Genomic DNA, 23,441 nt, shown 5'->3' with positions numbered 1-23,441 from the left:
AACCATTACGGATTAACCAGGTCATTAACACTAGGAATTACACATGACGGATTGTTCAAGGGGGGGATATGGCAACCAGCACTTCTGAAAATCATCAACTGTTCTCACCAACAGAAATGATGGCGGAAGCAGAGAAGTTTGCATTAAGTAAAGCAAATAAAACCAGCAGCATGACATTGAGTTTGGCAATCATGGCTGGCGCATTCATCGGGCTTGCTTTTTTATTCTACATCACGGTAACCACGGGCAGCGCTGATGCTGGATGGGGATTGAGTCGCTTAGCCGGCGGTCTTGCCTTCAGTATGGGTTTGATCTTGATTGTGATTTGCGGTGGTGAGCTGTTTACCAGCTCCGTGTTATCAAGCATCTCATGGGCTAACAAGCAAATCACCTTCACGAAGATGCTGTCTATCTGGGGCAAGGTGTATGTCGGCAACTTTATCGGTGCCATGTTCCTATTGGCTTTGGTAAGCGCAGCAGGCTTGTATCAACTGGATGGCGGGCAATGGGGCTTAAACGCTCTAAACATTGCTCAACACAAGCTACACCACAGCCCAGTTCAAGCGTTTGCTTTGGGCGTGCTTTGTAACTTGTTGGTGTGTTTAGCCATTTGGTTAACGTTCAGCTCTGCTAACGCAATGACCAAAGCAATGATGACCGTGTTACCCGTTGCAATGTTCGTAAGCTCAGGCTTTGAACACTGTGTGGCGAATATGTTCATGGTTCCTCTAGGCATCACGATTCAAACATTCGCCCCGGAAAGCTTCTGGATGCAAATCGGTGCAACACCAGCGCAGTACGCAGACTTAAACGTCATGCAATTTGTCACAGCAAACTTAATACCAGTGACAATCGGCAACATCGTAGGTGGTTCAGTATTGGTCGGCTTAGCCAACTGGAGTATTTACCGTCGCCCACAACTTAAAGCAGCAAAAATTACCGCTATTACACAAACAACAGAAATTACGTCAGTTAAGGAAATTACTATGAACACAGCAACTACTATCAAGCAAATCATGAACACTCAACCAATTACACTGAGCGTAGAAATGCCGACATCAGTCGCGATTGATACACTTTTAGACGCGCAACTTGTTAGCGCTCCTGTTTGCGATGTTGAAGGCCGTCTAGTGGGTATCTTCTCTGTTCATGACGTAATGGTTGACCTTTGGTGCCAAGATTACATCCCAACTAAAGGCCAGAAAGTCGTAGACCTAATGAGCCGTGACGTTGTGGCAATTGATGCAAACGACAAGCTAGTAGATGTTGCTGAGTTCTTATGCATCGACAAAGAGCAACTGTACCCGACGACAAGCATGGGCTTCGCCACTCGCCTGACTTCTCTTTCTCTAGAAGAGCGTGCAAAAGCGATGAAAGTTAGCCAACCACATATGCTTCCAGTGTTAGAAAATGGCGTAATGGTGGGTGTTTTGACTCGCATTGAAGTGATGCAAGCACTGCGTCCAATCTACGGTGACCGACTAAACGTGGTTCCTCAAGCTGAACTAGAAACGGCTTAACTAATCTTAAGTCGAACTATTAGGGATTAGTAGTTCAACTAGATAACTCAGTCATGGCAACGTTGACTGGCTAGAGGTAAATGGTGGCTTTTAACGTACTAAACGGTTTGACACAAAACAGACCTAAACGCGTTGCCATTTATCTCAATAAAAAAGGCGCAAAGTGAAAACTTTGCGCCTTTCTCTATTTCTAACTGTTGCTTTCTAAGTATCTATTTAACTTTTGGTGTTACATAAGAGATTGATACTAGTCAGCGATCATCAATAGCTAGATTACTTCTTTACACCTTCAACGTGTAGATCCATATCTACATAGCTTGAAGCGCCCATTACTGGGATGTTGAAGTCAGCAAGCTCTAGACGAGTTGTACCAACGAAACCTGCACGCTCACCGCCCCATGGGTCTTGACCAGCACCGATGAATTCAGCTTCGATAACGATAGGCTTAGTTACACCGTGAAGTTTCAGGTCACCCATAACTTCAAGTTTGCCGTCACCTTTATCAACTACTTTTGTGCTGTTGAATGTCGCCTCAGAGAACTTACCAGCGTCGATGAAATCACCGCTACGGATATGCTTATCACGTTCTGCGTGGTTTGAATCAAGGCTTGTAGTATCAACCGTTACGTTTACTGTAGACGCTTCAACGTTGCTTTCATCAAATGAGAAGTCACCTGAGAATGTGTTAAAACGACCTTGGATAAAGCTGTAACCTAGGTGGCTAACTTTAAAGTTAACTGAAGCATGCGCACCTTTTGTATCAATCACGTAATCAGCGGCGTTCGCAGCGAAAGGCATTGCCATTGCAAATGCTAATCCTGTAGCGATAATTGACTTTTTCATTTTGAAGCTCCTATCATTTTTCGTAGCGTATCGTCTTTGTCGATAACGTGGTGTTTTATCGCCGCTAAGGCGTGCACTGATGCCATGATGATCAGTACCCATGCAGCATAGTAGTGAATCGTTCCTGCGAGATCAGATTGGTTTGCAAACAGTTCACCCATACTTGGTACAGTGAACCAATTGAATACCTCTATCCCGCGGCCATCTGATGTCGAAATCAAATAACCTGAAATAAATAAAACCGCTAAGTTGATGTACATGAAGCCGTGAGCGATCTTCGCTGCTGCAACTTCATAGCTTTTACCTTCCACTTTAGGTGACGCGGTAACTAGCTTCCAAACCAAGCGGATAACGGTAACAGCAGCCAAAAGAATGCCTACCGAGCGGTGATAGTCTGGCGCTGTTTTATACCACTCGCTGTAGTATGAAAGATCAACCATCCACAGGCCTACACCAAATAAGCCAAATACCGCGAGAGCTGAAATCCAATGCATCGCTCTTGCTAAAGGGTTGTAATTTCTAACGTTGTTGTCCATACATCTCTTCCGAATGTTAACGAGTAGTGTAGTTTCGAAAAGCGTACCCTACACCAAGTTTGTGTAACATATTATTTACCAAGCTTTACATTGGTAACATCATTTCAAATTAAACGAGTTATTCAAATTATTTGAACAAGTTTGGGCTAAACGTTAGATTTCAACGATTTGTTCGATCTCGTAAAGCTCATCTGAGATATCTAACATTTTACGTTCCATCACTTTTTGAGCGTCTTCTATCCCCTTGTTGTAGTAAACAGCACCAAACTTTTTGCTGATGAAGTCGACCAAGAATTCCGTGTCGAACTGGCCAAGCTCCACATCGAGTTCATCTTGCAGGTATTTTTGAAGAGTATGCGTAAGCTCAGACTTTTGCTTCGAATCTAGTTGAATGGTCATGAATGTTTCCAAATAAAGAGTAAGTAGATCAATTGTGATTTGCTAACTAGACTATAATCGAGGTAACTAGCTAGAATTCCTCATAATTTAGAATACAGACCAGTAGAGCGCCAGTGCTATCAATAAAATCACTCAGCAATGGTTAATTTTGATAGAGAGATCAAGAACTCGCACTTTGACAATAGGTAACGGCACCGCAATTACCGTACTATTGCCCATCAATAAGATAGTAACTGTGTATAAGGGACTTCATTGTTATTAGATCTAGTGATTAAAAGCGTTAATCAATTTCAAGACGATTGCCTAAAGCTCTGTGAACGCCATTACCCTACGGTGCACAATCAAGGGATCAGTGAGCACCATATAGGAAAGGCATTTGCTCGCCGAATGGAGCACACCTTCGTTAGCTTTAATCATGCAAGCAACATCAGCCCACTTGAAATGCTTTCTTCTGGCGAAACGCCTCGACACTTCCGAATATCTTCCGAAATTGGTACTGTTTGGATGATCAGTCATCATATGGTGAGCGCCGGGAAAACCTGTCGTAGAAAGTTAATGTTGGACATCCATAATTGGCAACAAGAGTATGGATTTTCCATTCAACCCAATGACGTTTTGATCATTGTCTCCGACCATTGGATTAGCCGAAGTAAAAACAGTGGTGAATTATTGCATTGGTGGATGGGTGAACTCCCAGACGAGATCACGGAATATAGCCAACAAGGTATCACGCTAAGAGAGAGTGATTCTCAATTCGCTACTGACTTAAATAATAATTTTAAAATCAGCCCTTGCTTCATTAAATTTGGACACCCTTTAAAGCGGTCAGGAAATCAACAACTGGTTCGTAAATACCTGCAACTTTACGCAGTACTTCAATGGCAGTAAGAATACGGGTCAACTTTTTTAATCAGTCTTGAAAGTAAATAGTTAGACCTCCATCCCAATATTTTATAAAACCCAACTCAAGCCCTACCCAATAATCAATCAAAATTTATCTTCGATAAAATAATAACTTATCAGCTCATCGTTCATATTTTGAGAAGTAGATATCATTTATATGCAAACAGAGTTGTTTGTTAATAATGTAACTTTGACATTCCCCCATAACCTGAGGCTTTATCCTTACTTTCACCTGGTGTATTGGCGTTGAAAGCTTATATTGATTGGTGTTGATATGAGATAGATTACTCAGAGATTAAATTCACAATAGTCATTATTAATGGTGAATGATAAGTAATTTTAATGACTAATATCAATTATCATGCTGTTTTTTCGTTAATTATATTTATTTAAATATTGACTCTACAAATGAGTTTTTATTAATTGACAATTTACTTACACCTGTCAATATTGTGACAGCCGCGACATGTACGTCCGCCATTGAATAAGCCCTCTTTACTAGCGACTATGATTTTATCAGACAGAAGTGAATTTATTAGCTGTATATCCGTAGATGCTGATATGCAGTTTATTGCGAAATACCAAGACCTGACGCTTAGAAGCGTCTATCAACCTATATTCGACTCTTCTATGACTCAAATAGGTGTTGAGGCTTTGGTGCGCATTTCAAATAACAAAGGTGATATTGTTCGTCCTGATCACTTCTTCCATTCCGACGAAACCTCAAGCACAGACAAAATCAATGTAGAGAGGTTGAGTCGAGCGATTCATATCCGTAACTTCGCACAATCGACAATCCGTCATTTACATCTATTTTTGAACGTTCTTCCAAACGTTGGTGAGTTGTTTGCTGCAGAAAAGGTCAGCGATAGCTTGTTAGCTAAACGCCTTCACGAGCTTAACCTTTCATGCGAACAGATAGTGATGGAGTTGGTAGAGTTGAACGCAGAAAGTGAAGAGCGTTTGAAAGATGCCGCTCTTTCTCTTGCGGATAATGGCTTTCAAATAGCGGTCGATGATTTTGGAACACAAGCATCAACCGAACAACGCGTTCGTCACATTAACCCTCATATCATCAAGATAGACCGCTCGGTTATGTTGGACTTTGAACAAGGCGACACTCGAGAAATGGAGTTAGTACTTGATCTTGCAAACCAAATTGGCGCAAAGACAGTGATTGAAGGCATAGAAACCCAACAACAACTCCAAGCGATGCAGAGCTTAGGCTTCAATATGTATCAAGGCTATCACTTAGCCATGCCAAAGCCGATTGAATTAGACATACGGCTAGCAATCTAGAATTGCCCTATCCTTCTCAAAGCCGCTTGACCATTGAGTAGCGGATTTTTTAATCCTTGCCTATTCGTACCCTCATACCGCTCTCACGTGTCAACACATTTCAGGACGGGACAACACGCATAAAAAACCCAGTCAAATTTGACTGGGCTGGCTTAAAAGAATCTGTTTTATATCATTCCCTAATAACCCGCAGTGGACGGTTTGATTCTATATAAAATAGCGAACATCACCGGTACTACTATTAGCGTTAGTACGGTAGCAAAGCCTAAGCCTGCCATGATGGTAATCGCCATCGAGCCGAAAAATGCATCGAATACCAAAGGAATCATACCCAAGATAGTCGTTAATGCTGCCATAGATACCGGTCGTACACGACTAATCGCACTGTCGACAACCGCTAAATATGGGTCTTTACCTGTTGATAGCTCACTGTTGATTTGGTCAAGCAGTACAATGCCGTTCTTCAAAATCATGCCGCTTAGACTCAATAAGCCAAGGAACGCTGTGAAGCTGAATGGCATATTGGTACCTAACAGACCAATTGAAACACCAATGATAGAGAGTGGCACCGTAAACCAAATCACAAGCGGCTTACGAACCGAGTTAAACAGAAGCATCGTGATGATAAACATCAGCAAGTAACCCATTGGCAGTGAGCCAAACAGAGATTCTTGCGCATCTTTAGAGCTTTCGTACTCACCACCCCAGCTAATGCTGTAGCCTTCTGGTAAATCTAATGCTTCTACCTTTGGTTTCACACGAGCAAACAGACTCGCTGGCGTTTCATCACCAAGAACATCGTGGTCAGCCAATACTGTTAGCGTACGTTTTCTGTCGCGACGCTGAATCAGTGGCTCAGACCATTGAAGCTCTACGCCATCAATCACTTGCTCAACTGGGATGTAAGTTTGTAGTGATGGGCTCCAAATCTTCACATTGTTTAGCGATTCGAAATCAAAACGCTCTTCTTCCGGTAAACGCGCCACGATAGGTAACATATGAGTACCATCACGCAGTAGGCCGATGTTGTAACCGCCAAACGCCATCTGTAATGTCTCAGACAAGTCAGTTTTTGAAATGCCTAGGCGACGAGCCTTAGATTCGTTGAACAGTGGTACAAGTTCTTTAGTGCGTTCACGCCAGTCATGACGAACATTTCGAGAGCCTGGATCGGCAAGCAAGATGTCTTCGACTTCAACTGCAATGTTACGCAGTACTTGTGGATCGGCACCGATAATACGCGCTTCAATTTTTGAAGCGGGTGACGGACCAAACTCAATCAACTTGAACTGGAACGTTGGTTGCTCAAATTCGTTCGCTAAGTCTTTGTCTAGCGCCGCTAGAGCCTTAAACATAGTGTCGCGGTCAGTGGTTCTTACTTGTAACTGGGCGTACGCTTCGTAGCTTTTCTCTGGTTGGTAAGTCAGTGCGAAACGTTGCATGCCCTGCCCAACCGTTGTCGTTACAAACTCCACGTCGTCTTGCTGGCGAATGTAGCTTTCAACTTTTTCTGTCTGCTTGATCGTTTCACGAACATCGGTGCCTTCTGGCATCCACATGTCTACGTAAAACATTGGGGTATTTGACGGCGGGAAGAACTGCTGCTTCACCATACCAAAACCGACGACAGAAACTGCTAATAGAGCGACCATACTAACTACAGTAAGCCATCTAAATCGAAGTGCTACTTTCAGACACGCACCGAATACCACAAACAGGATGCCTTTGTATGGGTCTTCGTTCTCATCAACCTTGTCTTCTTCTTTAAGCAACATCTCGGCAAGGAATGGCGTTAGTGTTAGTGCAGTTACCCAACTCAAAAACAGTGAGAAACACAGTACCCAAAACAGTGAACCCATGAATTCGCCTGTCGCATCCTTCGACAAACCAATCGGTGCAAACGCTGTGATAGCGATAATGGTCGCACCTAACAGTGGCCATTGTGTTTGCTTGACGATGTCTTTCGCTGCTTGAAGCTTGGTTTTGCCTTTCTTCAAGCCCACCAAAATACCTTCAACGACAACAATCGCATTATCCACCAGCATACCCAGCGCGATGATCAGTGCCCCCAGAGAGATGCGGTGCAGTTCAACATCGTTGTAATCCATCAGGATGAAGGTACCGAATACCGTCAATAGAAGAACCAAACCGATGATCAAACCACTGCGTAAGCCCATTGCGAACAACAATACAATGATAACGATGGCTACCGCTTCAACTAGGCTGATTAAGAAGTCAGCCACAGATTTGTCTACTTCTTGCGCTTGGTTGTAGAAGTAATTCAGTTCTACACCCGCTGGCTTAATGCTTTCTAGGCGATCCAGTTCCGCATCCAGTGCTTTACCAATCTCAACCACGTTTACACCAGAAGAGAACGCAATACCCAAGTTGATTGCTGGTTTACCGTTGTACGTTAATACATTGCCCGGCTTTTCTTGAATACCACGAGTTACTTCAGCGACATCTTTCAAGCGAATTAGGTTACCCGTGTCGCGACCATGAATGATTAAGTTTTCTAACTCTTCAACCGTACTTAAAGTGCCGTTCGGTTTAATCGTTAGGTTTTGGCCATTAAGCATTACCTCACCGGCTGACACCACACTGTTTTGTTGTGATAGCAGTGACGTAACCATCGACATATCTAGATTCAGCGCGGCTAAACGCTCAAGTGACATCTCAACAAACAATTGCTCTTGTTGGTCACCTGCAATGCTTACTTTGCCTACACCGTCGACCAATTCGATTTCACGGGTTAGATAATCAGCATATTGTTTAAGCTCAACGTAATCGTAGCCATCACCCGTCAGCATGATCATCACGCCAAACACATCACCGAAGTCATCAATGATCTGAACTGAGTTAACACCACTAGGAAGCGTGGGCTGTAGATCGTTGATCTTACGACGCATTTCATCCCAGATTTGTGGTAGCTCGTCTGGACCGTAGTCCATCTTCATGCTCACCATAATTTGAGACATACCATTCGACGACGTTGAGGTAATCTTGTCGATATAAGGCAGCTGTCTTATCTCTTTTTCAAGCGGGTAAGTCAGCTCTTCTTCAACTTCCATTGACGTAGCGCCAGGGTAAGTTGAAATAATCATTGCATCTTTAATGGTAAAAGCCGGGTCTTCCAAACGGGATAGATTACCAAAAGACGTCACGCCACCAATGGCCAATATGACGAGAAACAGCCAGCTGATTACTTTGTTTTTTATTGAATATTCTGCGATGTTCATTCTGCTTTTCCTGACAATTTGATTCCGTCACGGAGTTTTCTTAGATTCGAGTTTACGAGTCGATCACCTTGCTCAACACCATGAGCGATTAATGCGCCTTGGCCACTGATCTTGTCGACTTCTACTTCGCTATTGAATGCTTGTCCGTCTTCCATTTTCCACACATAAAACTGATTCACTTCAGAACCCGCTTCTAAAGTTGTCATTGGTAATTGGTAGCCTTGAACATCGCTCAAGCCGGCTTTCGCCATATCCACGTTCACCGTAACGCTGGTGCCCGGCAGGATTTCGTTTTTAGGTTGTTGCATCTGCATCCAAAATTCGTAAGTACGCGATTGCGGGTGCAATTCACTGGTGTGCTCCAAATACGTCAGTGGATACTGGCCAGTGTGACCGCCAAAGGTCGCCTCAGGGCGATAGCTATTTGAACGCATGTCTGGACTGATTGATGCCAAGATCGAATCTGATACTTGAATTCGTACATACACCTTATCGTTCTGGTACACGCTTAATAGTGTTTCACCCGGTGTCGTGTTTTCGAAACGTTGCTTGTCCACGGTAGAAACGGTCCCGGAAAATGGCGCTAAAAGCTCTGTGTAACTTAGCTTGCGCTTTGCAGCCGCCAAATTCGCCGATGCCAGCTTATAGTTAGCCGTTAGTTGGTCTAGCTCTGACTGCGACAACATCTTGCTACCAAACATCTCCGTTCCACGGGCCAACTGTTTGCTTGCCAGTTTGAATTGAGATTGAGCATCAGTCAGATCTTGTACGTACGTTGCGTTATCTAAGGTGGCTAATAACTGGCCTTTTTCGACGTTGTCGCCGGCTTCTACCAAGACTTGTTGGATTTCGCCTGCGAGCTTAAATGCCAAGGGGGTCAATTCAGCGGGCATTACCTGACCGTTAAAACTTCTGAATTGATCAGTCAGCGGCGCGCCAACTTCAAAGGTAGAAACTAACAGAGGGGGTTGTTCACGATGTACAGCTTCACTGTTACAGGCTTGAAGTAACATAGCCGACGCGACAACAATTGATAATTTGGAAAGGTTCATTAAATACCGCCCTCACGTAACCAAGCTTTTACTTGCTGTCCATCGGATAACACATCCACACCCGCTTCAACGATAAGGTCGCCAGACGACAATCCATCAATAACCTTGCCTTGCTCATCAAGAAGGACTTGTACTTTAGAAATCAATTGAGAATCAGGGTTATAGCGCCATAGCTCACCATGGTCAGCTTCTTTGGTTAACCAAGCTGAATCAACAATGCCAATACCGTAGTCAGATTTATGCTTCTGAACTTCAACTTGCGCTGTCATCCCAGAAAGTAAATTGATGCCTTCCGGCTTTTCGATGGATACAACCGCTTGGTAGCTGTTGGTGTCTTCATCTGGTTGTGTAGAGATTTCTTTAAAGCGAGTCGGGATACGAATACCACGGTGGCTATCCATCACAACCCACATGTTTGAGCTCGTTAGGTCTTGAATAGAACGATCTTCAAGCTTTGATACTGGAATAGAAAACGTCACGTCCATCTCACTGTGATTCAAAATATTCAGTACAGGCTGCTTTTCTGCGATCAATTGATATTGTTTTCCAAACACCATCGATACCACGCCATCGAATGGAGCAACTAAGGTGGTGTAGCCAAGGTTTGTTTTTGCTTGGTCCAACTCAACGTCAGCGGCAGTAAAGGTGTTTACGGCTTGGTCGTAGTAATCGGTACTGACTAACTTTTTCGCGTACAACTCAGAAGCTTGTTTGTATTGGCTATTCGCAAGATCAAATTTGGCTTGTGCTGCATCAACCGCGATACGGTAATCCGTCGCGTCTAGTACGGCTAACACCTGACCCTTCTTCACTTCTTGTCCCATACGAACATCGAAGGTTTCTATATCTCCACCCACTTGGAAAGAAAGCGCAGCACGGTCAGTTGCATCCACTTTTGCAATGAAGCTATCAAGCTCGATATCCGTCTGCAAAGGAATCTCAAACAGCTTTACAGGCTTAACAACTTGAACCGTTTCTTCTGACTGAACCTTATTACATCCGGTCAAAGAGCCTGCGAGCAATAGTGCTGCAATCACAGCTCCCATGCGCTTGCTCGATATGGCATTGATAGACAAATTGGACTGCATGATGTCTCTCCATTTAATTATTATGATTTATTACACAGGTGGGCAGTATATTCAAAATTCCGTAATCCACAAGATTTACTTTCCACCTGTGCAGTATTTTTTATTTGAGTAAAAACAGTGTAGAATGTGGTAATCAGGTAAATGTGTGAAATGAAGATGACTGAAAAGAAACAAGGCAGAAGAAGCGCAAAAGACGCTGAAGAGACGAGATTTTTGATCATGGGTGTTGCTGCGGATATGTTCTGTGAGCATGGTTATGATAGCGTTTCGCTTCGTAACATCAGTGAGAAAGCAGGTGTATCGCATAGCCTTATTCGCCACCACTTTGGCAGCAAAGAAAAAATCTGGCATGCGATAAGCGATTGTTTACACGCCTATTTTCAGTCTTATATTGCTAAGATAGTGGAAGAGTTACCAAAAGGCGTCGCACCAAACATTACTATCTATTTATTTAGTATGCGCCTTTTTAGCAACATGATTCACTCACGAAAACCGATGCAACTTATCACTGACTCTGTTCGCCAAAAAGACAACTTGGTCGATTATTTTATCGACAATGTTGGCGATGTCGAAAAAGAAATCAACATGTTAGCTGAACAATATAACGATGCGAATCCAGAGAATTTGATCAACATTTATGAGATTAAGTGGCAAATGATCATGTATGCGCACGGAGCGGTATGCCTAACTCCCTTCATGGAGAGCACTTGGAATGAAGGCGATATGGTCACCTCGCCCGAAGATGCCCTACTTAAGCATTGGCAGCTTTTCAACACGCAGATGGTCAGCAAGTTTAGAATAGAAGACCAATGGGTGCTAAACCCAACTAGCCTAGAAGAGCTAATTTATGAAGTGCCCTGTGTATGGAAGTGCAATCAAGAACATCATTAATCCAGTGTTTTTATTTTCCTTGGTCGTAAGTTGATTTACTTAAAACAAAAATGCGCCGTTACAGAACCAACTGTAACGGCGCATTTTTATATCTATAGATCTTTAAACTGGAGCTTTGTCCAGCTTGTTAGCGACGTGCTTTACCGCGGTTTTGGTGAATCTTAAGCTTCGCTTTGATCTTACGTTTTTCTGATGAACGACTTTTACTGCGCCCACCGCGATCAGGGGCTACATCTTTTTCTAGGCTTGGTTCAAAGCCCTCTAACCACTCTTGAGGCAAGCGAGTATCAAGTAAGCGTTCAATGTCACCCAATAGGTACGCTTCATCCTGACTCATCAAAGAAATCGCTAAACCAGTATTACCTGCGCGGCCAGTACGTCCGATGCGGTGAACGTAATCTTCAGCTTTAAATGGCATGTCATAGTTCACAACTTGTTCTAGCTGCTGGATATCAATACCACGAGCTGCCACGTCGGTTGCAATCAACGCTCTCACCTTGCCTGATTTGAAATCGTCCAGTGCTTTTTGGCGCGCACCTTGGCTCTTATCACCATTGATTGATGCCGCTTTGATGCCGTCTAACTTAAGCTCTTTAACTAGAGCATCAGTGCCCTGCTTAGTTTTCGTGAACACCAACACTTGTTGCCAGTTTTTTGAGCCAATCAAATAGGCCAATAGTTCACTTTTACGCGATTTATCAACCGGATAAACCATCTGGGTAACGGTGTCAGCGGTGCTGTTTTTTGGCGTAACTTGAATTTCGCTTGGTGACTGCATCATTCGATGTGCAAGTGCTTTAATTTTATTGTCGAACGTCGCAGAGAAGAACAGGGTTTGACGCACTTCATTCATGCGAGAAAGAATACGTTTGATGTCAGGCATGAAACCCATATCTAACATACGGTCAGCTTCATCCATTACCAGTACTTCCGTTTGGCTCAACATGATGTTTCTAGTGAACATGTGATCAATAAGACGACCAGGCGTCGCGACCAGGATATCTGCACCACCGCGTAGGTTATCAGTTTGAACCTTCATGCTAACGCCGCCGTAAGCCACCACGACTTTAATGTCGGTGCCCTTTGCGTAGCTAGTTAAGTTATCGAAAACCTGTTGTGCCAATTCACGAGTTGGTACTAACACAAGCGCACGAACGAGCTTAGGGTTCGGAATAACATTGTCTTTTGTCTCGATTAATCTTTGAATAATCGGTAAACCAAACGCGGCCGTTTTACCTGTACCCGTTTGAGCACCAGCAAGTACATCTTTGCCTTCTAATACCAATGGAATCGCTTGTTCTTGAACACTGGTAGGAGCCGTAAAATTAAGCTCAGACAGCGTGGCAAGAAGATGCTCAGATAATCCTAGTTGGTTAAAAGATTTTGTAGATTCAGACATAGTATGATGCTCAAAGATTAAATAGGCGCGGATTGTAGCAAACCTGCATTACGCTGTTTACCTTTCCTTTTGATTTTTCTTCATTTGAAGCGCATTAAACTGCTTCGCTTCTTCTAAAACGTTGGGATAAAGCTCATTAAAGTGACACTGCAACGTATCGTAGTGACGTTCGAGGTCATCGTAACATGCCTCGAGCATACCGAGCTTAGGCCTTCTCAACGCCATTCGCTGCAATACCACCTCTATAGACGACATGTCTTGATAGCTCTCTAACCATCGATGCTCAGCCATTTTCTGATGAACCATAACGAAATTTTCTGGCCAGTGTGGCTCTTGATGTTCAAAGATCTGCTCATGGCTATCTAAACAAAAACGTTCTAATGTCTGCTGTGAAAACTGAGCCCAATGATTGGCTAAGCAGTGATCCCAAAACACATCGAGTGCGATAGGCGCAAAGCGTCGTGTTTGGTCTGAGAAAAGTGATTTTGCAGAACGAGATACATCATGACGATCAGTATAGCTATCAACAAATCGATGAAGCCTAATACCGTCAGAAAGGGAATCAGAATAGTGTTTATTAGGGTCGCCTTTAACAAAATCACCTAACAGGTTACCTGCTAAGTTACTGTTACAGTGCTTGGCGATGTGAAGGTGTGCGAGAAAGTTCATTGAACCTCATTAAAGTATCGAGAACTAAGTAACATGGTAAACGTACTCGTTTATCTTCGCGAACTTTAATGAGGATAGTTTTGGTATGACGTGTGAGCGAATACGATTTGCTCAGTTTAGAATTGTTTGCTTTGAGAAGCTTTAGCTAAGAAAACTTTTAGCTTTAAAACGTTTCAGTTGAAACTGAATTAAAGATCTTAAAAGCTTAGTTCGAAGACTTGAAAAGCTCTTCTGCTAACTGTTTCACTGTCTGCTCATAGTCAGACAAATCAATGCCAATTTCCATAGCATCTAACAACTCTAGACTTTCGTCATTATAAGATTGGTCACTCATTGTGCCCCCTCTATTCCTTGATGTGGACATGATGTCCGATTAACTAGTGCACCATCTTGGACTTATATTATGTCACTTTGATGAACGCACTCTACTCTACCCATTCCATATTCATAGCTTAAAGCTACTCGCGATCATTAACGCTTTTTTGCGCTAAAGGGGTATACGCGAACGACATATGTACTGCCACCTTACACCAAGTACAACAAATTACTCTATAAATTTTGAAACCGATCATGGTCAAACGTTTGCTGTGCTCAATTGAATGCTGACACGCCCCTTTGTGTAAATATTAATTTACAGTGGATGTTTTTAATTACAATAAGAATTGCATTTGGAATTAAACTCAATCAGAATACTTCAAAATCGAGATATTCTTTGGGTTTATGCGCTTAAGCTAGAAGAATTACAATGAAAACACACCCTAACGTAAAGAATTATATACAATGAATAAATCAAAGGTTTTTGGTAGTACTTTGATCATTGCAGGCACAACCATTGGTGCTGGCATGCTCGCTCTTCCACTTGCTTCTGCAGGTATTGGCTTTTCAACTTCACTTTTCTTGATGCTGGGTTTATGGGCGTTAATGGCTTTTACTGCGCTATTAATGGTAGAGCTTCACCAATTCGCAGAATCTGACGCTACCCTACACACGTTAGCTCATACCATTTTGGGGACAAAAGGAAAGTGGATTGCGAGCTTCGCGGTGATGTTTCTTTTCTACGCTCTGTGTGCGGCATACATAGCTGGCGGCGGTGCGCAATTTAACCAACGAATTTCGGATATCGCGGGTATCGAACTTAATGCTCAAATCACCACGCTTCTATTTACCCTATTAGTTGCCGGCGTTGTTACGATTGGTACACACAGTGTTGATAAAGTTAACCGCGTTTTGTTTGGCTTAAAGCTTATCGCGATGGTTTTGGTACTCAGCTTCCTAGCGCCAAACATTACCTCTCAATACTTAATGAGCATGCCTTTACAGCAAGGCCTTATTGTTGCGGCTATTCCGGTTGTGTTTACCTCTTTTGGTTTCCACGGCAGCATCCCATCAATTGTTCGATACCTAGATGGTGACGTTCGTTCTTTACGTAAGGTAATGATTATTGGCTCGGCACTGCCTCTGGTTATCTACGTTTTCTGGCAAAGTGTTACTTTGGGCGTGATTAGCCAAGAGCAGTTGTTGTCTGACACAAGCTTGGGCGCGCTATTAGTCTCGCTATCGCAAACGGTTCATCAATCCAACCTAAGCGTGATCGTCGGTGTGTTTGCAGACCTTGCACTGCTGACATCTTTTATTGGTGTGAGCTTGGGCTTATTTGAATTCATGGGCGACTCACTGAGCAAGAAACTAGGTAACGCAAAACGTGTTAAGACAGCTGCTATCACCTTCTTACCGCCACTGGGGTTTGCCTTATTTTACCCACAAGGCTTCATCATGGCTTTAGGCTACGCAGCCATTGCACTTTCAGTGCTCGCGATTCTGTTACCAACAGTGATGGTCTACAAGGTTCGTTACACTGATTTCTCTGTCAAACCACAATCTTCAGAAGCCAGTTACCAAGTGTTAGGCGGTAGCAAAGCGTTGTTTTTAGCAGGTAGCGTTGGCGTATTTATCATTGCGATTCAAGTTCTTATTTCAGTAGGGTTACTGCCTTCTTTAGGCTAATAAACCTATACAGAACTAATTTACTTGATTCAGATCTCATAAATGACATATCACTATCATTAATTTTCACAATTAGTCGATTTAAGTCACATTTTTATTGAGGTCGGTTATTTAGAGTCCACGGTAAAGGATTTACCGTGGAGTTTTTATGAAAGAAGTACAATTTCGAACGATAGACAAACTGTTTATTAAGATGTCGATCAACGACAAGTTTTGGGTCATTTTCTTAATCTTTTTTGCCGCTCTGGCAAGCCTAGCTGGACTGAACTACGTCAACAAAATGGAACACATTGACGTAACTGCAAAACAGCAGGTCGAGTATCAACTGCAAGGCATTTTATCAGCATCAGATTCCCCGGCATCTGTTCGCTCTGTTAGCCAGCAAACTCGCGCTCAACAAACCACTATTTCAAATAATGGTTCTGTGACTGCCACAGCACTCGCACAAGATGGCAACTACTACTCACTTACCGTTTCAACTAACGATATACAGAATCAAAAGCAGCAAGCACTGTACACTTTATTACTGAGCTTCTTGTGGTGTGTGCCTTTTGGTCTTTTCTGTTACTGGGTAGCGACTTTCCTAGGCGGCGCACTTTGGGTTCTTTATTCAACGACTCAAAAGATTGGTGATGGTGACTTAACATCACGCCTTGGCTTCCACCCTGGCCGTGATGAGTTCGGCACGATTGGTTGTGCGCTTGACCGTTCAATGGACACGCTTAGTGAGTTAGTCAACAACGTAAACCACAGTGCAGCAACGCTAAGCGAAACATCGGCTTCTTTCGAAACTGAGATGAAGCGCAGCGAAACACAAATCATGAGCCAAAATGCCTCTCTAGACTCTGTAGCGACAGCAATGGATCAGATGACAGCTTCGGCAAATGAAGTCTCTAACATCTCTGCACGCTCAACTGAACAAACAGAACAAGACGCGCAGCAAATCAACGATAGCCACGCGAAGGTTCAACAGGCAATCTCGGAAATCACCACCCTTTCTTCTTTGATTGAGCAAACCTCATCTTCTGTTACTAGCTTGAATGTGAATACGAGCCAAATTAACGAGGTCATCACGACGATCAATGCTATTTCAGAGCAAACTAACTTACTTGCTTTAAATGCCGCGATTGAAGCCGCTCGTGCGGGCGAGCAAGGCCGAGGTTTCGCTGTTGTTGCTGATGAAGTAAGAACACTGGCAAGCCGCACTCAGTCGGCTACTGTAGAAATCCAAGCGATGATTGAACGCTTACAGCAAGAGAGCCAAAATATCGCGAAGATCACCGAACAGACGGTTGACCAAGCGCAAACCAGTAGCCAGTTGATTTCAAACATTGGTCACGACGTAAACTCGATTGCAGATTCAGCTCAAGCACTAATGGACATGAGTATCCAAATCGCAACATCAGCCGATGAGCAAAGTAACGTTGCCAATACGATTGCAGCAGAGCTTAACGATATTCGAAGCCAATCCGATGTGATTAAAGACGTGGCTCAGAATTCTTCAAATGGCGTATCTAGGCTAACAGAAGCGTCGGTTTCTCTATCTCAGACATTGGCACGCTACCGAACTTAAGGATCAACTGGTGAACTAGCGGCGTGAATTGAAAACAAACTAATGAGGACTCGTAATGGGTCCTTTCTTTTTGGCTTTTGTTTAATAACATTACAAGAACCATGGTCAATAACGATGACATTATCAATTACCATGAAGCAAGTCGCAAAGGAGAGATTAAGAAGTGTCAGAACTGTCTAATATTCGAGCTTAGGAGTAATCTAATTGAACGGGTCTTTTTTCGCTTACCCCCTTGCTGCAGGTGACACATAATGAATAAAACAGAAACACCAAACACCGACGACATTACATGCCCTTTATGCCAACACGACGAGTATCTGCTTTCAGAAAGTGGAGAAAAGTTTACTTGTGCATCTTGCGGTTTCCACACCAAACAATTTAGTAAGGTAGTCAGCCTTCAACTAAGCTCTACCCCACCAAAGCTGCAGAATTCGATATACCACCATTTGAGCAGTGCTTGCCATTAATCCAAACTGAAATTTCTTCTAAACTGTAGATATCCTGAGCCGCGAGTTCTGCTGAGTCGGCTTCGGGATCTACGATTGCTTCATCAATACTCGGGCGTAATCGAAACGATTGGATACCCGCGCGAACACCAGCCTCAATCCCTTTCAACGTATCATCCACGTAGATGCACTCATTTGGCAGAAAGCCCATGTTCATGGCCGTGTACATGATTAGATCAGGCTCTGGCTTCCAGCTGTTAGCATCAAAAGCTGAGAACACTTTGCCTTTGAAGTCGTCTAGCATGCCTGTCATCGCCAATGAAGATTCAACCCTAGATTTCGGTGCATTGGAAGCAATACAAAACTCGATGTCTTGTTGTTTGAGGAATTCAATAAGTTCGATAGCGCCATCCATCGGTTTTAAATGACGCTGGAACAGTGCTTGTAATTCATTGCGATATAACGGCTCAAGTGTATCAATCGAGATAGATAACCCAAGACGTTCTTGTGTATCCATTAAGATGTCGGCTAGCTTCCCGCCTTGAAAGTGCGCATAGCAGTCGTTGACGTTTAGCTCCGCTCCAAAGCCAGTGAAAACGTTCACCAAAGCTTGGCAGCACAGCTTTTCACTATCGATAAGTGTTCCGTCACAATCGAAAATCACACATTTAGTCTGTTCTAACCGCATAGGTATCTCACTCAGATTGAATCCAAGTTTTATCCTATAGTGTTCTTTCAATGCGCGAGATGATTGAGGTAACAGTTTGCAGATACAGGCTTATTTCTCTTCGCGAAATATGGAGTTGATCACTTTATCGCTCAGCATAAGCAACAGTTTTCATTAAATTAACCCAGATTCTACGAAACCAAATACTGCGAGGTTTACATAAGCTACTCAATTTCAGGAGAAAATATAAATCACTACTTCCTAGCCGGATCGTGGTGAATAGATAAAGAAGCCAAGACGTATAGGCCACTCAGATAAAGCAACGGTTAGCTAACAACCGACTCTTCTAAGACCTTAGCTTCAAGCGAAGGTGAAGACGCATATTCTACAGTTCCAGTATCGGGGTACGAATCTCGGATAGCGACAAACTCGGATAAGTGTTTCAGTAGCAATTTAGTTAGCTGAGGATCAAACTGGTAGCCACACTCTCGCTCAAACAAATCGACCACCATATCTAACGGCCACGGTTCTTTGTAGCAACGTGCACTAAGCAGCGCATCAAACACATCGGCTACGGCAGTGATACGAGCAAACAGGTGTATTTCATCACCCACTTTTCCATTCGGGTATCCAGCACCATCCCAACGCTCGTGATGTTCGTTAGCAATGATTGCCGCGAGGTTGGTAATATCACCCGCTCCGCTCTTTAGTAAGTTATAGCCAGCCGTAGTATGAAGCTTCATCACCTCCCACTCTTGGTCGGTTAATTTCCCAGGTTTATCCAAGATTGATTCAGCGACTGAAATCTTACCCACATCGTGCATTGGGCTGATGATCTCAATCATCTCGACCTCGCGATGGCTCAAGCCACGATACTTAGCAAGCAGTGCAGACAACTTGGCTACACGCTTAACATGATTACCAGTTTCGCCAGAGCGGGTTTCAATTGCCTCTCCGAGAACATGAATCATATCCTTTTGGATATTCAAGGTCTGTTTCTGAAGCTTTAAGATTCGTTTGTTCTTATTCGCCAACTCTTTCTTTTGGCGCAGAGTGACAAATTGCATCAAGATGATCAGGCTCAAACCCGCAATCACCATCGACAGCCCCAATAACAACTGGAAGTTTTTGCGAATAAAGGATGAAGGCTCGTTAATGAAAACCGCTTCGTCAGGTAACGCGTTTCCACTAATCCCGTATCTCTTCATTGCAGGGTAATTGAATACAAAACGTTTGTTGTCTCCGGGAGTTAACGGTGTAGTAAAACCAAGTGGAAGGTATTTATCCAACGCATCGACGGCCTGTTCACCCATGCTTTGTGAGTGATTAACGTAACCACCGAGTACATCACCCGAAATATAGAACTGCCATAAAGCAAACACCGGAGCAGCACTCGCTTTTGACAACGTATCCGCAATCTCTTGGTAAGTGTGATAAACCCCTTGCTTTAACTCGGTGTTGTAATGACTGAGCAATACCGCATCGTCCGCAGAGATCCCTTCCAAAAATTGGCTCGTATGCTCCAGCGACAAGTCGCGAATTTCTACGAGATTGATATTTGAAAATTCAGCCATCATTTTGTTCATTTCTTTATGAATCAATTCAGACGTGACACTGTAATCATTTACAAAATAGAGATTCTTTAGATTAGGTCTTAATTTGGAGATCAGCTTAATATTAACGTCTATCTGATCGTTCTCGTAAAGCACAGTTGCTCTGTCAGACACCGCGTACATGTCGGTGCTGAAATCATTGATGCCGGCTGCAACGACAGGTGTGGAGCGATCAATCAAATTAGGCAGAGATTCAAGAAAATTGGCTGCGTTATCGTCCGTCGCAATTACGCCATCAAATTTATAACCTGCATACTTCGCACGTAAGTAGTTCGCGAGAGAGTCGTAATACTCTGGGCTGTGGACACGCTTTGAATCCAAATACTCTATTGAGAGTTTAACTTCGGTTTGAGACTGGCTGAACGCACTGTCTATCCCTTTTTGGAAGTCAGCTGTCCATTGATAAGAAGGTTCGTATGAGTGTAAAACTAGGATGCGTTTAATATCCCAGTCGTTAGCAAAACTGAGTGAAGAATAAGCGCTAACACATAATACAGCGATTGATATCAATAGCTTGTACATACAATACCCTTTAAATAAGACGGGGTATTGTACTTAGATTAACGCTTTGTCAAAGAATCTTTAGTTCTCGATCCATACTTTATCGCAAGAAGCATGATCTTGTGCCCAAAAATCGTGTAACTGCTTAGCAAAGTTGTTGATACTTTGACCATTTTCAGCAACGACATCCGAGATCAATAGGGAACCATCCGCTTCTGTGACGATAGCGCTCGCCACAACTTCACCGTTTTGAGTACCAATATATAATACATGATCGTCAGAAAGCATAATTTGGCTCAAGAACTCAAGCATGTGTGCCCTTTCGATTTCATCTTGGTAAACGCTTGCTTGGTTGAGTGAAAATAGCACGGTCAATTTATGGAAATCGACTTTATGCAGTTCATCAATTTGGGAAGGAGTTTGATCTTTTGCTAGGAGTTGGTATGTCTTGGATGGAAGTTTGCTTTGATAAAGTTCACGGCCGAGGAGGCTCTCTTTTGCGGGGTAAGCAATATCGAGCTGACTAAATAGCCATTGGTTTTTCTTGTGTGCAATTTCAGGTATTTCGTTATTCATTCTTTTAGTACCTACGGTTAGTATCCCCAAATATCGCAGTTATTTGGAAGACATACGGTCGGCTGAGGTGCCGAGCTACAAGCAGAGAGCATACAGAGCATGACCAAGGCCAACAAGTACTTTAAATGCTTCATATTTTTCATTATCCAACAACATCCTTTAAGAACTTAACGAAAAGCTCTACACTCGTATCCAAGCTTTCAATATCCTTATAGTAAACAGAACTATATAAATAAAAAGGACTTCTTATGAAAAAAGCCTTAATAGCAGCAGGTATCGTGACAATGTTAGCTGGCTGTTCGGACAACGAGGTTGGCGACGTCTCACTGGGTTTCTTCACAATGAAGGATATCAAGATGTCTTCATTAGATGACGATAAGATCGCGGGTGTTACCTGTCATATCGCATCAATCGAAGCAAACCTTAGCCTTTCTGATCCAAGTGATAGCTCTATATCTTGTCGTCAAACAGGTGAAATTACACCAGAAATGATTGCTCAAATAGACAAGAGTAAGTCTGGCGAAGTGGTATTCAAGCAATCGAAAAGTATCTTCTTTAAAACAATGAAGGTTCGTCGTATCTACGATGCAGAGAATCAGTCGCTGCTTTACTTGTCTTACACCACCAAAGAAACAGAAGGTAGCTTCAAACACAGCCTTTCAACTGTTCCACTATGGGGTACAGAGGCTTACGTTGATCCAGCGACGTTAGTACAGCCAACCGAGTAGTTTCAAACATATAGTTAGTTGAATCACCTGTACAGACATTGTGCAGGTGATTCAAAATGTAATAAAAATGAAAGAAACAGAAACAAAATGTGATATCATGCGGCAAAATTTTTTCACTGTATTTTTCATATGAAGTTTCCTGGACAGCGTAAATCTAAGCACTACTTTCCAACTCACGCACGTGATCCGTTGGTCAACCAAATTCAACAAACGCCTAAGCTTCACCGCGCAACGATTGTGGGTGTTGGCCAAACGATTGTTGATATCGAAGCCCGTGTTGACAACGAGTTCCTAGAAAAATACGAGCTGAGTAAAGGTCACTCACTGGTATTGGAAGAAAGTAAAGCAGATGCGCTGTATGAAGAGTTAGTTGAGCGCGGTTTGATCACGCATCAATATCCTGGCGATACTATCGGCAACACACTGCACAACTATTCCGTACTTGCGGACAGCAAATCTGTCCTGCTTGGCGTAATGTCTAAGAAGATTGAAGTTGGCTCATTTGGTTATCGTTACCTTTGCCGCACTTCTTCTCGTATGAATCTAAACCACCTTCAAACTGTTGATGGTCCAATTGGTCGTTGTTACACGCTGATTTCTGAAGATGGCGAACGTACGTTTGCAATCAACGAAGGCCACATGAACCAACTTCTTCCAGAAAGCATTCCTGAAAAGGTCTTCGAGAAAGCTTCTGCATTGGTTGTGTCGTCATACCTAATGCGTGGCAAACCTGAAGATCCGATGCCAAAAGCGGTACAAAAAGCGATTGAATACGCGAAAGCGCACAATGTGCCTGTTGTACTAACACTTGGTACTAAGTATGTGATCGAAGGCAACGCTGAATGGTGGCAAGAATACCTGAAAGAAAACGTAACCATCGTCGCGATGAACGAAGATGAAGGTGAAGCGCTAACGGGTGAAAAAGATCCTCTATTGGCTGCTAACAAGGCACTTGAGTGGGTTGACCTAGTTCTATGTACTGCAGGTCCTATTGGTCTATACATGGCAGGTTACACTGACGAACCAGCGAAACGCGAAACCACACTGCCATTATTACCGGGTAACATCCCTGAGTTCAATAAATACGAATTCAGCCGAGCGATGCGTAAGCAAGACTGTAAAGACCCAGTAAAAGTGTACTCTCACATTGGCCCTTACCTAGGTGGCCCACTTGAGATTAAGAATACCAATGGCGCTGGCGATGGTGCACTTTCAGCACTACTTCACGACATGGCAGCAAATAGCTACCACCACGTGAATGTACCAAACTCAGAGAAACACGAGCACACTTGCCTGACGTACTCTTCACTGTCTCAAATTTGTAAGTACGCAAACCGTGTGAGCTACGAAGTGTTGACTCAGCACTCTCCTCGCCTTTCTCGCGCACTACCTGAACGCGAAGATAGCTTAGAAGAAACATACTGGGATCGTTAATCGACTATATTAGGCAGTTACCTCTTAAAGGTTAACGCCAAGTGAGATTACCCATTCCTTA

At 43.2% G+C, this 23,441-nt stretch carries 20 protein-coding genes; 8 read left to right on the top strand and 12 right to left on the bottom strand.

All coding sequences use genetic code 11. The features are described 5' to 3' along the window. Positions 1-68 precede the first annotated feature (68 nt). Positions 69-1,520 (top strand): formate transporter FocA, encoded by a 1,452-nt coding sequence (gene focA, locus AB4384_RS16415; RefSeq protein ID WP_017064629.1) that lies wholly within the window; start codon positions 69-71, stop codon positions 1,518-1,520. Between the two features lie 273 nt (positions 1,521-1,793). Here the strand turns inward: focA and AB4384_RS16410 are convergent, their stop codons facing one another. The 3 genes from AB4384_RS16410 to AB4384_RS16400 all read right to left on the bottom strand — a co-directional run bounded on the left by AB4384_RS16410 (position 1,794) and on the right by AB4384_RS16400 (position 3,298). Then, positions 1,794-2,363, bottom strand: coding sequence for a YceI family protein (locus AB4384_RS16410; RefSeq protein WP_065675357.1), 570 nt, complete (start codon positions 2,361-2,363; stop codon positions 1,794-1,796). Then, positions 2,360-2,899, bottom strand: a complete 540-nt coding sequence (locus tag AB4384_RS16405; protein ID WP_050650437.1) for a cytochrome b — start codon at positions 2,897-2,899, stop codon at positions 2,360-2,362. The genes AB4384_RS16410 and AB4384_RS16405 overlap by 4 nt, the downstream gene beginning before the upstream one ends. Positions 2,900-3,052: 153 nt before the next feature. Beyond that, a complete protein-coding gene (locus AB4384_RS16400; protein ID WP_017059821.1) occupies positions 3,053-3,298 on the bottom strand; it encodes a DUF2164 domain-containing protein in 246 nt (81 codons plus the stop codon). A gap of 252 nt (positions 3,299-3,550) precedes the next feature. Between AB4384_RS16400 and AB4384_RS16395 the strand changes: the two genes are divergently transcribed. Both AB4384_RS16395 and AB4384_RS16390 read left to right on the top strand, forming a co-directional pair. Next, positions 3,551-4,186 (top strand): hypothetical protein, encoded by a 636-nt coding sequence (locus AB4384_RS16395; protein WP_017069925.1) that lies wholly within the window; start codon positions 3,551-3,553, stop codon positions 4,184-4,186. Positions 4,187-4,762: 576 nt separating this feature from the next. Continuing rightward, positions 4,763-5,500, top strand: a complete 738-nt coding sequence (locus AB4384_RS16390; protein WP_017059824.1) for an EAL domain-containing protein — start codon at positions 4,763-4,765, stop codon at positions 5,498-5,500. 179 nt (positions 5,501-5,679) lie between these two features. On the opposite strand, the gene AB4384_RS16385 is transcribed toward AB4384_RS16390, so the two are convergent. From AB4384_RS16385 to AB4384_RS16375, 3 genes are read right to left on the bottom strand one after another with little or no spacing between them, the layout of a single operon-like run. Further along, positions 5,680-8,739 (bottom strand): efflux RND transporter permease subunit, encoded by a 3,060-nt coding sequence (locus tag AB4384_RS16385; protein ID WP_017059825.1) that lies wholly within the window; start codon positions 8,737-8,739, stop codon positions 5,680-5,682. Beyond that, a complete protein-coding gene (locus AB4384_RS16380; protein WP_372129821.1) occupies positions 8,736-9,791 on the bottom strand; it encodes an efflux RND transporter periplasmic adaptor subunit in 1,056 nt (351 codons plus the stop codon). The genes AB4384_RS16385 and AB4384_RS16380 overlap by 4 nt, the downstream gene beginning before the upstream one ends. Continuing rightward, positions 9,791-10,879 carry an efflux RND transporter periplasmic adaptor subunit gene (locus tag AB4384_RS16375; RefSeq protein WP_076645376.1) on the bottom strand — a complete coding sequence of 363 codons (1,089 nt, stop codon included), beginning with the start codon at positions 10,877-10,879 and terminating at the stop codon, positions 9,791-9,793. The genes AB4384_RS16380 and AB4384_RS16375 overlap by 1 nt, the downstream gene beginning before the upstream one ends. 150 nt (positions 10,880-11,029) lie before the next feature. Here AB4384_RS16375 and AB4384_RS16370 point away from each other — a divergent pair, with 150 nt between their 5' ends. Next, positions 11,030-11,770, top strand: a complete 741-nt coding sequence (locus tag AB4384_RS16370) for a TetR/AcrR family transcriptional regulator (protein WP_017081129.1) — start codon at positions 11,030-11,032, stop codon at positions 11,768-11,770. Positions 11,771-11,897: 127 nt separating this feature from the next. Here the strand turns inward: AB4384_RS16370 and AB4384_RS16365 are convergent, their stop codons facing one another. The 3 genes from AB4384_RS16365 to AB4384_RS16355 all read right to left on the bottom strand — a co-directional run bounded on the left by AB4384_RS16365 (position 11,898) and on the right by AB4384_RS16355 (position 14,172). Then, the gene (locus AB4384_RS16365) at positions 11,898-13,169 is read right to left on the bottom strand and encodes a DEAD/DEAH box helicase (protein ID WP_372129820.1); all 1,272 of its coding nucleotides are present in this window, start codon (positions 13,167-13,169) and stop codon (positions 11,898-11,900) included. A gap of 57 nt (positions 13,170-13,226) precedes the next feature. After that, positions 13,227-13,838 carry an ACP phosphodiesterase gene (locus AB4384_RS16360; RefSeq protein WP_048612524.1) on the bottom strand — a complete coding sequence of 204 codons (612 nt, stop codon included), beginning with the start codon at positions 13,836-13,838 and terminating at the stop codon, positions 13,227-13,229. 205 nt (positions 13,839-14,043) lie between these two features. Continuing rightward, positions 14,044-14,172, bottom strand: coding sequence for a hypothetical protein (locus AB4384_RS16355; protein ID WP_017059831.1), 129 nt, complete (start codon positions 14,170-14,172; stop codon positions 14,044-14,046). Positions 14,173-14,618: 446 nt separating this feature from the next. Here AB4384_RS16355 and AB4384_RS16350 point away from each other — a divergent pair, with 446 nt between their 5' ends. Further along, complete coding sequence (locus AB4384_RS16350) at positions 14,619-15,842, top strand: aromatic amino acid transport family protein (RefSeq protein ID WP_017059832.1); 1,224 nt, start codon at positions 14,619-14,621, stop codon at positions 15,840-15,842. Positions 15,843-15,990: 148 nt separating this feature from the next. Continuing rightward, complete coding sequence (locus tag AB4384_RS16345; RefSeq protein WP_017064641.1) at positions 15,991-17,415, top strand: methyl-accepting chemotaxis protein; 1,425 nt, start codon at positions 15,991-15,993, stop codon at positions 17,413-17,415. Between the two features lie 408 nt (positions 17,416-17,823). Here the strand turns inward: AB4384_RS16345 and AB4384_RS16340 are convergent, their stop codons facing one another. The 3 genes from AB4384_RS16340 to AB4384_RS16330 form a co-directional block, all read right to left on the bottom strand. Then, positions 17,824-18,549, bottom strand: a complete 726-nt coding sequence (locus AB4384_RS16340) for an HAD-IA family hydrolase (protein ID WP_017059834.1) — start codon at positions 18,547-18,549, stop codon at positions 17,824-17,826. 305 nt (positions 18,550-18,854) lie between these two features. Continuing rightward, on the bottom strand, positions 18,855-20,663 hold the full coding sequence (locus tag AB4384_RS16335; RefSeq protein WP_372129819.1) for an HD domain-containing phosphohydrolase: 1,809 nt from the start codon (positions 20,661-20,663) through the stop codon (positions 18,855-18,857). 60 nt (positions 20,664-20,723) lie between these two features. Beyond that, positions 20,724-21,218 (bottom strand): hypothetical protein, encoded by a 495-nt coding sequence (locus AB4384_RS16330; protein ID WP_372129818.1) that lies wholly within the window; start codon positions 21,216-21,218, stop codon positions 20,724-20,726. Positions 21,219-21,466: 248 nt separating this feature from the next. Here AB4384_RS16330 and AB4384_RS16325 point away from each other — a divergent pair, with 248 nt between their 5' ends. Both AB4384_RS16325 and AB4384_RS16320 read left to right on the top strand, forming a co-directional pair. Further along, on the top strand, positions 21,467-21,946 hold the full coding sequence (locus AB4384_RS16325; protein WP_017064645.1) for a CreA family protein: 480 nt from the start codon (positions 21,467-21,469) through the stop codon (positions 21,944-21,946). 129 nt (positions 21,947-22,075) lie between these two features. Next, positions 22,076-23,380, top strand: a complete 1,305-nt coding sequence (locus AB4384_RS16320) for an inosine/guanosine kinase (protein ID WP_017069885.1) — start codon at positions 22,076-22,078, stop codon at positions 23,378-23,380. Positions 23,381-23,441 lie beyond the last annotated feature (61 nt).

The sequence above is a fragment of the Vibrio sp. 10N.261.51.A4 genome, assembly GCF_041471945.1.
GTDB lineage: Bacteria > Pseudomonadota > Gammaproteobacteria > Enterobacterales > Vibrionaceae > Vibrio > Vibrio crassostreae_C.
The sequence above is the reverse complement of the archived record's forward strand: the minus strand, read 5'-3'. Positions and strand labels throughout refer to the sequence as shown.